We start from the raw sequence: 11352 nt of genomic DNA, 5'->3' as shown, positions 1-11352 counted from the left end.
CTCTGACAAGAAGGGCAAGACGAACGAATGTGCGGATCGCTGGACTTGACGCACCGACGGCCACGCGGATGCCTTCGTCCAGACCCGCGGCAGTCCAGTTCTTCCATGCCGCTGACTGAGTGATCGCCTGCGTGGCATGATCCGTTCGTGGACAACGAAGCGATCGTCCCGTTGCCGGTCTGGAACGGCCTGGCGAGTCCCGGCCGGAGGTCCGCTGTCAGAGGGTTGCTGCGCCGTGACCCCGACTTCTTCGTCGCAGCGTCCGAATTGCTCGGCGACAGTGCTCGTACACGGGCGCACATCGCCGTCACGAGTGGCCAGTGGCGCACCGTCCTGGCCGAGGCGGACCTGTTGGTCTCTTGGGGCCACCTTCACGACGCTCTGGCTCATCTGTTGGAGCTCGTACAGGAGGACGAGCCCCAGGCCGCCGGCAATACGGAGCGGCGTCTGGCTCGCGCAGTCGACGAACTGCGCGCCAGCGTTCGACGTATGGTCGCCGACGCCGACATTCTGGGGTTCCTGCCTCCCGAGACCGCTGACCCACCGCGCAGGGGCTTGGTCCGGTACGTCAGTCTGGTCGGCCGCGTTGTCGGGGCGATCGCCGCATGCGAGAAGCAGGACTGGTCTGAGCCCGGCTGGCGTCAGTTGATCTCGCTGGCGGGACAGGTTTCCGCCGAAGTTGACCAGTTGACGATCAACGAGGTCCCCGCCCTGGTGGAGGTTGAGGAGGGCGCAGTCCGGAGGGCGATCGGGATCGATGACAGGGAGCTCGTCGACGGCCAAGGACTGGCGTTCACCTCCAGGCTTGAGGTTGCGTGGTCTCGGGATGAGACCCACCTTGATCGTCGGCTTCGTGGCCAGTCGGCGCACCTCATTGACACGTCTGTGGTGCTGAGCCCGTCGCTACGACGTCACCTGGTGGCGCTGGTCACGACATCCTTTCCTCTCGTGGCGAATCGTGTCGCGGTGGCCGCCAGGGACCTGGTCCTGGGGGCGCTCGAAACCGACGAGGCAGCCTTCATGGCAGCCTGGGAGGAGCAGTGGGCCGGGGAACGGATGATGTGGCAGGGGCACGCTGGCTTCTTCAAGGCCCATCTCGAACTTGAATCGGGCGATCGAGACGATGAGCACAGGCTTGAATCCGTGGCGAACGCCTACGTGCTTGCTGTCGAGGGTGACGCGCGGCGGACTGCGATCGCCGCGCTCGCATTCGCGGGCCAGCGCCTCCCCGGCGACTCCACCCTAAGGCCTGTCCACGACGCGATCTCGCGCCGAGAAGGCAGGCTGTTCGAGGCGCTTGCCTCGGTGATACAAGTCGCCTGGCGGAATGCGATCGCCCATCGCGATATCTGGTGGGATTCCGATCTTGGCGCTGCACGCCTCGGCGAAGATGTCGTCACACTAGAGACCCTCTTCATGTCAGCCGAGCGAGCTCGGGCGGTATGCCAAGCGTTTCACCACGGAGTGGAGGTCGCGTTCGCCATCGCCAAGCCACCAGTTCGAGACTGGCTGACAAACGCACCTGAGTCCGCGCGCAACCTCGCCATCCTGGAAGCACTGGGGGGCTGCGGCATCTCTGTCCACGACCTCCGGCGCTCCGGCGGCACCCTTGAGCTCGTGGTGCAGTCTCTCGACTCAGACAGCTTTCTCCAACTGTGTTTCGGGATCATCCGATCCGCGGAGCTGGACCATGGCATCTCGCACTGGTTGGTGCGGCAGCGAACACCAAATCTCACGCCGATATCCATCGATCGCGACTGGGTTGAACGGGTATGGGCAGAGGCGCCCGAGGGGATGCTTCGGGCGCCGGAGGACATGTTTCCTTTGATAGTGAATGCCTTGATCAACAGCGGTGCAGAACCTGTGCCAGCCGTGCGCCATGTCATCGCCTATGCCGCAGCGCAGGTGACTGGAGAGGCATCGAGGCTGGGCGAGGGACTGGCAGCCGGCGATGAAAGGGCCCGGACCAGCTTGCATGAGTGCGTTGTGCACTGCCGCCGGGGTCTTGCTCTTGCGGCTGAGCTCAGCGGTAATGAGAGCGCACGGAAGCTTGCGTCCCGGATCGACGCCATGTTGGCCTCTGTAGAGGCACGGAGGGACGGCTCCGTTGAGTCGCTTCACGAGGTTCTGGCTCCGGTGCAGGCAGTATTCAATGCCCGCAGGATGGCAGCGCCTCCCTGGTTTCAAGGGTGACGACTTCATGGGAAAGAGCGAGGCGCTCGGCCACTCCCTCGTCGCGCCGGTTTGGCCCGACCTGGCGAGAGTGTGAACGTGGTGGGGCGAACGGCGTCGTGAAGCCCAGTGTCCGCTCGGGGTGAAGATCGGGATGTGAGCGTGGTGGCATGCATCGATGGGATCCGCTGAATGATGTCCAGCTGGCTTTGCTCCAGGGCATCGCCTCCGGAGAGTCAACCGGCTCGCCGGTTCCTTCAGGGGCCCGCACCACTGGCTATGCCCTGCGAAATCGCGGCCTGATCACCGTCGATCGCCGGGGCGGTCGGTGGGAGGCCGAGCTAACAGAGGCTGGGCGCTACTACCTGGAGCATGGTCAGCACCCCGAGAACCCCTCCCGAAAGGTGCAGTCGGCTGTGGCGACCACCAGTGCAGTCGTCACTGCGGTTGGGGACGTCCCCCCGCCCGAGGAGGCAGCCGGGACACCGAAGGCGGTTAAGGCTCGTGTTCACACCGCTGTTTCGATCCAACTGCCAGCTCGGCGAGCAGCGGAGGCAGCGGAACTGATCGCACGCCTCACGGCCGAGCACAGGGTCGTTGTCGCATCTCCGACGGACGAGGCGATCAAGGACCGGCGACGTGTTGTGGAGTACGCGAAGCGCCACCAACTCATCCCCGCAGGGAAGCGAATCGAGACCCGGCGCCTGTGGAACAGCACCAAGGACTTCGAGATCTCGCTCGCCAACGGAACCTCGACCAAGCTGTCAGACGTTGCCCTGGAAGCACTGGCTCCGGTACCGGTGCCAGCACAGCTGCGAGATCCACACCCCGTTGTTGCCAGCCTGCGCGACGACACCGACCGACTGGTGATGCCAGCCCCGCAACGGCGCAGAGCACTTCTCATGTTCCAGGCGCTGGCCGCGGAAGCTGTCCGGCGCGGGCACCGCGTTATTGAACGACCGGTTTCCGACTACCACCGTAGCCGCCCGTACTACTACAACGGCCGGCATCATCCGTCGAGTTACTCCCGGCGCGAGGGCGAAATCGACATCGTCATCGACAGCTTTGGCTACACCGTCACCATCCAGCAGGAGTCCCCGCAGTCCAGCGACCCGACAAAGGCCGCGCGTCTGGTCATCGAGGTTCCTCGCTACCGCGCCACTCGCCAGTGTGCCTGGCGGGACCGGCAGCGCTGGACCGTCGAGGAACTCCTGCCCGTTGTGCTCGCGGAACTCGAGTTGCGTGCCGTTGAGGACCAGCAGCGCGCCATCGACGAGGAGCGGGCGAAAGCAGAACGCCAGGTGCGCTGGGAAGCCGCTATGACCGCGGCGAACGAGCAGGCAATCCACGAGCAGTACGCCGAGCGGCTCCGCGAGCAGGCACAGCAGTGGCGGCAGGCAGAGGGTCTGCGCGCCTACTGCAGCGCGCTGGAGGCCCGCCTCTCCCAGCCCCAGGCCGGAGACGACGCCTCGGCCATGGAGTCAGCCAGGCAGTGGCTGGCTTGGGCTCGTGCACACGTGCTCGCGCTGGATCCACTCCAGGGTCTGCCCACGATGCCCGAGGCCAGGAAGGTCAAGCCCGAGGACCTCAAACCCTTCCTTGGTGAGTGGAGCCCTCACGGCCCGGAGGGCAACAGGTACGGCTGGGAATGAGGGCTCGCGACTGCCTACCGCACTGCCAGGATCTCGGGATACACGCTGAGTCGGGGCTGAGATCGTCGACGCTCTCAGCGCCGCTGGTGGGAGCGTGGTGGGAGCGGCGCCCCCGGTCTCGGGTGACAGCCACTGGTACTGCTAGGCACCTACCCGCCCCCCGAAATGGATAGAATGGCGCCGCATGGACTGGATGGCACAGTCCGGTAGCGCCTAGTTGGTTATAGCAGCTGACTCTTAATCAGCGGGTCCGGGGTTCGAGTCCCTGGCGGCGCACATCGCCCAAGTGGCAAGCCTGATAAGGCGGTTCACCCTTCGCGGGGTGGGCCGCCTTTCGCTTTGTCGGGTCTGGTGCGGGGTTGAGGTGAGGCGGCCTGAGTATCCGCTTCGGGTTGAGAGGGCGGTTGAGCTGCGTCTTTCGATCAGGCCCGTGCGGACGGCCGCGTTCAGGGCCGTGCGCAGCGCGGCACGCGCCCGCATGAGCGTGGAGGCACTGAGCGGGCCGGTGCCGCGGCCGACGCGGGCCATGCTGTCGAGGTAGCGGTAGTTCTGGCGGGTGGTGGCGCGCAGCGCAGCCGGGTGTGGGCGGCGAGCCACTGCCCCAGCCCGTCCCGGACCGTGAGCGGCCTGAAGCGGCGCAGACTCCGCAGGGCGGCGTGGGCCCGGTCGCGCGTGGCGTAGCCGCGCGGGGCGGCGAAGTACCAGCTGCCGTGCTCGCGCCGGCCGAGCCTGGGGCAGCGACCGCCGAGCTGACGACCGCTGCCTCCGTCCCGGCAGCCGCACCGCTTGTCCACCGAACCCGAACCGCGTACCCGTGCCGCCTTCCCAAGCGCCCGACCTCACTTGGATGATGCCGGCCGATCGGGTGCGAGGCCGCTCCTACTCTGATTGCACTCAATCGGGGAGGGCGGGCTCACAGAAGCATCTGCTGCGTGAGCCACTCGGGATTGCGCTCGCCGAGGCTGCCCACGGTTCCCACGCGGGGTCGGTCAGGACGACGGTGCGTGCGTGCTGGATGAGGTTGTCGAAGGAGTTCGAAGGGGGGCCATCGCCCGGCATCCTGCCAATGCCGGCGCCCGCTCGGCCACTGGTTTCCACAGACCCTTGAGGACAATGGCAGAGGCGCGACCGCGTTCCCCGCAGTCGTCAAGCATTTCCGACAAGTGACGTTCTATCTGTGAGCCAGGAGTTCCACCACGGCACCCCGAAGGGCGGGCGCCAGCCCCGGCCTGCGGCTTTGTCGGAGGTGAGGGATAGGTTCTGCGCCATGCCGACGCAGACACAGATCTACGCCTATCAAGGGGCGTCGACGTTCTCTACCGACACGGGCCTCCTGCTGTCCACATCGGGGGCCGTGACACCCGCCGGTTGGGTTGGCGAGCCGCGTTTCTTCGACGGCTTCCTGCAGCATTCGCAGGCGGCGGCTGCCGCTCTACTGGCGGTCGCGGATGTGGCGGCCGCCGACTACTACCGGCCCCGGCCGGGGTTGCTCGACCCGGTCGTGACGGGCCACGGCGACCGGTTGCGGTTCGAGTCGTTCTCCGCGTGCGGGGGCGTGTATGCCCGGCTGGATGTCCTGCCGGCCGGCCTTGACGGGGAGACCGGCTACGGAACCACCAATGTGGACGTGAATCTGTCCCTTCGGGACGCACTGTCCCGGATCCGGACGGGTGAGCCGCTGCATCTGCGTGTCGGCCCAAAGGACTTGGCCGTGCGAACGCTGGACAGCGCGGCGCCGATCGTCGAGCGCAAGGTCGCGCTGCCTGACCGGTGGGTCCGCGGGTTCGGCGAGGTTCAGGTGATTTCGGCCGGCTTCGATGAGCGTGCCCGGGTGCCTGCGGCGGCCGGAGTGCGGTTCCTGCGTTCGTTGCCGCGCGGGCGCTCGGGGGCGCCTTTGTGGGTGGTGGCCTCGGGCGGTTCGCTGCGGCTCACCTCCTGGCCTGTTCCGGGCGCGGTGTGTCTGCCTGGGCCGGAACGGCTCGGAGCCCTGGGGCGGGTGCTTCGTTTCGCCACGGCGCTGACCTTGTAGGGTCCGCCCGTGGTGGATGGGCAGCCCCAGCCCAGCGCCTGGGAGGTGGGACTGCCCGGGATGCGGCTCCTGCTGGTGCTCTCGCCGAACGCATCGCGTGGCTTCTCGGGTGAGGGAGCGATTCTCCACGGGCTGCTCGGGTCTGGTGAGGAACGGGACGTGGAGGCGGTCGCGGACTGTCTGGCCTGGCAGGCCCGGATCGGCACCAGGGAACTGGCGCAGCGCTGCGAACTCAGCGAGGAGCGGACCAGGGCGGCCTTGGCCGGCTTGGCCGCAGCGGGGCGTATCGGCTACGACCTCGCTGAGGCCGAGTACTTCCACCGGGATCTGCCGTTCAACTCCGAGTCGGTGGAGCGCTTCAACCCCCGTCTGCGCGGCGCCCGCACCCTCGTCGCTGAGGGAGTCGTCCGACTGGGCGACTGGAGCAACGCCGGCGGAACAGCGGAGGTCGGGGACGGTCACCATCGCGTGCGTCGCGGCTCGGCGGGGTGGGCTTGCACGTGCGAGTGGTGGGCCCGTTACCGGGGTGGCCGTGGCCCCTGCAAGCACGTACTGGCGGTGCAACTGGTGGTCCGGAATCAGAGCAAGGGAAGCGGCGAGCGGATATGACGGCGATGGACAACGAGACGATGGACTGGACCGAGCTGCGCGCCCTGATCGCAGGCCGTGTACCGCAGAACGTGATCGAGCGTCTGGCCGGCATATCGGCCTCTCAGCTCCGGCACCTTCGGGCGCCTCTGAAGGCGCTGCTCAAGGAGCTTCGGCGGGAGATGTCCCAGGATTCGGGACGGTACATGGTGGCACACGACCAGTTGGCCGCCACGTTCGTCGCCGGCATTCTCTGCTCGGGAACGCCCAGAGAGGCGTACTCCTGGCTGACGCAGCGTCGCCTGTTGCACACCACATGGCCCTTGGACGGAGGTGGCTCGACGAACTCCGACTACCACCGGATCCTCGCTCTACTGCTGCTCGGCCACCGCGACCCGGCCTGGCAGCAGGAGCTGGCCGTCCGCCTTGCGGAGTGGCTCCCCACCAACCGTGGACTGGCACCCTGGCTGATCACATACGGCCTGGCGGCCTGGTCCGAGACGGACCTGCCGGCCACCGACGGATTCATCCGCGGCTGGGTCTCCCAAGGCAGCCTCATCCGCTACCAGCATCAGGAGATCCGGGAATGGTTCGCGGCCCAGGGCTGGCGCGCCCCGGTGCCGCACCACACCACCCTGCGTTCCTGGCTGCGGGCCGAACCGCGTCTTGCAGAGTTCGTGCCCAGGCTGTTCGAAGTTGACGACATCGGCAGTGAGTTCACCGACCCGTACGCGGCGCGCTTCGGCGCCGACAACGAGTGGCCCAAGGTGCTGGCAGCGCTCGCCGATGAGGGAGTGCTCGACCGGGGCGCGCTGCTTGACCAGTGTCTGGCGAAGCTCCTTCGCGGCGACCGGCCGGGCAACCTGCGCGGCTTTGTCGCCCTGCACGACCAACTCGCGCCCACCCCGGAACAGACGGCTGACCGCGTCGGAATGTACATCCGGCTGGCCGCCGACGGGGCGGGGACGGTGGGCAAGATCGCCCAGAAGCTCCTGAAGACCCTGGACTCACAGGGGCGTTTGGAGCCGGACGCTTTCGAGGAGTTGTGCTCGGCCGTCCTCACCCGCTCGGAGACGACCCTCGTCTCAGCGCAGCTCGCGTGGATGGACAAGGTGGTGCGGCGTGACACCGCGCAGTCGGCCGTTCTGGCGGGCGCCTTGTCCATGGCATTCAGCCACCCCACGGCAGCGGTTCAGGAGCGGGCCCTCGGCCTCGCCGCCCGCTGGATCGGACTGCTCGGTCCTGAGATGCAGGAGCAGTTGAGAGACGCGGCCATCATGGTCGACGCTTCCCTCCAGAGCGAAGCCGCCCGCCTGCTCGGCACAGGCACCGCGCAACCAGAGAATCTGGCCCTGGAGCTTCCTGTCCCGGCGGTCCGGACGATGCCCGAGGCGATCGAATCGCCGACAGAACTCGCCGAGCGCTTCGCCGCCGCTCTGGTGACTCGCCAGATCGACCCGATGGAGCTGGAACGGGTTCTGGAAGGCGCGGTGGTCCAGCACCACGCAGAGCGTGACGCAGTCGCCGCCGCCTTCGCTCCACTCGCCACCCGCTATCCCGCCCAGAACGACGCCAACCGCTGGTCAGCCACCACGATGGCCCATGCCCTGGGCTGCCTCATGGACGTCCTCGCCGGGCGCTCCTCCCGCGTCGCGCTCGATGCCCGCACCCTCCTCCTCGAGGAGCTCTTTACGAGCGTCGACCACATTCCGCTGCGGCGGATCCACGAGATCACCAAGCACCTGCCCAGCGGAACCGCGCCGTTCCTGCTTGCCACCCCGACCACGGCTGACGGGGCGATCGACCCAGCCGTACTCGCCGGTCGGCTCGACCAATTCCAGGCCGAATCCGTCACACCCTGGGCGGACGATCTCGAACAGGCACTTCTTCGCCTCCCCGATGCCGCGCGAGCCGACATCGCCGGGCACGCGCGGATGCTGGGCGGTCCGCGAAGCGAGACCGTCATCCTGCCAGTGTTCTCCGACTTCCACACCCAAGCCTTCGGCGTCGACGAACTCCCCGACGCCACCGGACACCGCAGGATCTCGACGCCCCGCGTGGTGCCAGTCATGAAGACCAGCAGTGAGCCCGAGGAGTGCACGCTCGCCGGCATCCTGGCGCAGACCCCCGATCCCCTGGAGCCCCAGGCGTACTACTGGCCCACGTGGAACGGACGCTCCAACACCCTGATCGGCCTGTGGCCCAGCATCACGCCGCACCACCCCGACCTGATCGCCGCCCACGCACTGCCGACGTTCTTCAAGCAGGCCGACGACGACAGCTCCGCCACCGCCATCACCGTGCTGCCGTCCCTCGCGTGGGCAGGGTCATCCCCTGCCCCGGTGGTGCACCTCGCCCTGGCATACGGGCTGACCGCTGCGGGCCCCGCGAGCCGCACCGCGGCGGTCGACGCACTGCTGGCACTCGCCGCCCTCGACAAGCTGGATCCGTCCCTGCTCGGCAGACTCCTTGCGGCGCTGTGGCACGAGCACATCGCACGACCCGGCCGCTTCCTGAAGGCCCTCGGCGAGGCCGCGCGCGTCGGCGCCGCGACGCACGTGTGGGGCGTCGTCCGGGCCCTCATCACCGCTGTTGCCGCGAACCCGGCACTCAAGGGTCTGCCGGATCTCCTGTCCCTCGGGTCCGAGTGCGCTGCACTCGGACCCGTGCGAAGCGACTTGCCTGAACTCGCCGAACTGGCGCTCCAAGCCAAGCCCGCGAGGCTCCCGAAGGAGGCCAGGCGCCTGCAGGAGATCCTGCGTCAGTGAGAGAGGGGAACGGATCAGCCGGGAACGGCACACTTCGACGCTCGTTGGCGCCAGAGCAGTTGATCCGATGCGCCAGGGACAACTGCCTTCGCAGCGTTTCAGCCTGACGAACTTCAACTGCATCATCCGAGACAAATACCCGCCTCCGGAATTCAGGAGCCTTGTGCCATGGTGGATACGACCCCGGGCCGTCGCGCCGAGTTGCTCGCCCTCCACCCGGAGCTGGCCGCTTACGCGCGCACGGCGTTGCGTCTCCATCCGCGTCGTGGCACGCCCCAGGCCGGGGACAGCTCCGTGGGAGGCCCCCTTGCGTGGCCCGTGAGCGAGTCTTGGCCCACCTGCACCGAGGACCACGCGATCGACGATGGTGAACCGAGCTCGCAGGAAGCCGCCATCGAGGACCTGCGCCGGATCCTGGACGGTGACCCGCTCGAGAGCGAGGCCGAACTGCGGAGGCTGGATCCCGGCGTCGCGGCTGCCTTGACGCGTGTGCTGCACGGACACGACGCGCCTTCGGCAGCCCCCAGCAACTGTCCCCGGTGCGCGATCTCCCGCACCAGCCAGTGGTGATGGCCTCCGTGCTGCAGCTCTACCGCCACGACGTGCCCAGGGGGATCGCATCCTTGCCGAAGTGGATGTTCCCGGACGGCACGGACATGCTGCAGGTGCTGTGGTGCCCGAACCCGCACGCGGACGACTACGAGCCGCGCGTGCGCCTGTATTGGCGAACCGAGTCGGAGCTGGGCACGGTAATGGACGCCAACCCCGCGTTGAACCTCTTCACCCGTGGCGAGGACGTCGACTTCACCCCGCGGGCGTGCATTCTGCATCCCGAGCTGGTCCAGGAGTACCCGCCGATCACACTCACGGACCCGGACGAAGACGACTTCAGGGACGGCCGTCTCAGAATCTTGCCGGCCGGGCTGGAGGAGGACTGCGCCCGGTGGACCGCGACCGGCGAACCTCGCAACGATTTCGATCAGCACGACTACGCCGACCATGCGGGGACGCCCGGCTGGAAAATGGGCGGGTGGCTCCCGAACGTGGGGTTCTGGCCCCCACCGGCTGAACGATGCTCCTGCGGGGCACCCACGGTCCTGCTGCTCGGTGCGACCTCCGAGGCACTCAACGGCCCGTGGCTGCCCAACGGTGATCCTGGGTTCCGGTGGGGCGATCCGGAGGACTGGGACGACAACCGTCCCACAGGCGTATGGGGCGGCCGCGGCGGACAGCTATGGCTGCTGGTCTGCGCCGACGACCCCACCCACCCGATCCTCACCTACGCCGAATGACCTCTGGCGCGCCGGCGGAGGAACCGGCTGAGCGTGTCGAGGCTCCAGATCATCGTGGACGCGCGCCCTGGGCCTCGCACGCGTCAGTGGGAGCGGTTGTAGGCCTCGATCACGTACGCGGGCAGGCGGCCCTTGTCCGCCACGGAGTACCCACTCCGCTTCGCCCACGCGCGAACCTGCGCGCTGCTCGCGCCGTTGCGAGCGACGACGGGTGATGGGGGCCGGCTGCGCGCCGAGCGGACGACCTGGTCTTCGACCCCGCGTTCCACCACTTCCCACGGGTGCGTCGTCCCATAGGCCGCGCGTCGCACCCCTTTGATCGGCTTGGGGGTCATGGTGCGCACGGGGTGCGCCACCTTGCCTACGGAGCGTCGTGCACGTTTCACGGACTTCGGAGCGAGGAGTCTCCAGAGCAGGCCCATCAGGACACCTCCGTCACGCAGTGTCTCTCCCAGAATGGGCCTTGGAGGTGGTCCGGGGAAACCGTCAAAGGTCGTCTCGGCCTTGAAGCCGACGGCGCAGCTTGGGGACTTGCCGAAGACATCGCTGAGATCAGCCATCCCGCGGAGCGCCGGGCCGGCGGACCCGAGCATGTGCTCGGGTCGGCCGGCCTTGGCGGTATGGCGGCGGATGGGGCATGGCTCGACCTTCGACTTCGGCACGCTGGGTATCCTCCCGGCACGAGCACACCCGTGCTGACCGTGGTTATCCCGGAGTACCAGGACACCGAACTGATCGCGGGCGAGGAACTCGCCTGCGGATCGTCCTTCTGGCTCGCCCACTTCTCAGCCGCGCCATCATCTCGGCCAGGGAGGGCGTGGTGGCCTCCCGCGTGACGAGGTCGGGAAGGT

Annotated in this window: 6 protein-coding genes, 1 tRNA gene and 1 pseudogene; 7 read left to right on the top strand and 1 reads right to left on the bottom strand. The window is 67.9% G+C overall.

The annotated features are described in order from the left end of the window. The first annotated feature begins 147 nt into the window (after window positions 1-147). From BMY61_RS20330 to BMY61_RS20300, 7 genes and pseudogenes are all read left to right on the top strand, one after another. The gene (locus BMY61_RS20330) at window positions 148-2193 is read left to right on the top strand and encodes a hypothetical protein (protein ID WP_042450266.1); all 2046 of its coding nucleotides are present in this window, start codon (window positions 148-150) and stop codon (window positions 2191-2193) included. A 149-nt stretch (window positions 2194-2342) separates the two neighbouring features. After that, on the top strand, window positions 2343-3824 hold the full coding sequence (locus BMY61_RS20325; RefSeq protein ID WP_042450264.1) for a hypothetical protein: 1482 nt from the start codon (window positions 2343-2345) through the stop codon (window positions 3822-3824). Between the two features lie 209 nt (window positions 3825-4033). Further along, window positions 4034-4100, top strand: a tRNA-Ser gene (locus BMY61_RS20320). Window positions 4101-5091: 991 nt separating this feature from the next. After that, a pseudogene (locus BMY61_RS20315) lies at window positions 5092-6462 on the top strand (SWIM zinc finger family protein). Window positions 6463-6467: 5 nt separating this feature from the next. Then, entirely contained in the window at window positions 6468-9209 is a 2742-nt protein-coding gene (locus tag BMY61_RS20310; protein ID WP_042450260.1) for a DUF7825 domain-containing protein, read from the top strand. 168 nt (window positions 9210-9377) lie between these two features. After that, the gene (locus BMY61_RS20305; RefSeq protein WP_052438864.1) at window positions 9378-9779 is read left to right on the top strand and encodes a hypothetical protein; all 402 of its coding nucleotides are present in this window, start codon (window positions 9378-9380) and stop codon (window positions 9777-9779) included. A gap of 8 nt (window positions 9780-9787) precedes the next feature. Continuing rightward, on the top strand, window positions 9788-10501 hold the full coding sequence (locus BMY61_RS20300; protein ID WP_143094450.1) for a hypothetical protein: 714 nt from the start codon (window positions 9788-9790) through the stop codon (window positions 10499-10501). 83 nt (window positions 10502-10584) lie between these two features. On the opposite strand, the gene BMY61_RS44235 is transcribed toward BMY61_RS20300, so the two are convergent. Then, window positions 10585-11163, bottom strand: a complete 579-nt coding sequence (locus BMY61_RS44235) for an Lsr2 family DNA-binding protein (protein ID WP_083555185.1) — start codon at window positions 11161-11163, stop codon at window positions 10585-10587. Window positions 11164-11352 lie beyond the last annotated feature (189 nt).

The organism is Streptacidiphilus jiangxiensis, assembly GCF_900109465.1.
Taxonomy (GTDB): Bacteria; Actinomycetota; Actinomycetes; order Streptomycetales; family Streptomycetaceae; genus Streptacidiphilus; species Streptacidiphilus jiangxiensis.
This window is presented reverse-complemented; position numbering and strand designations above follow the sequence as displayed.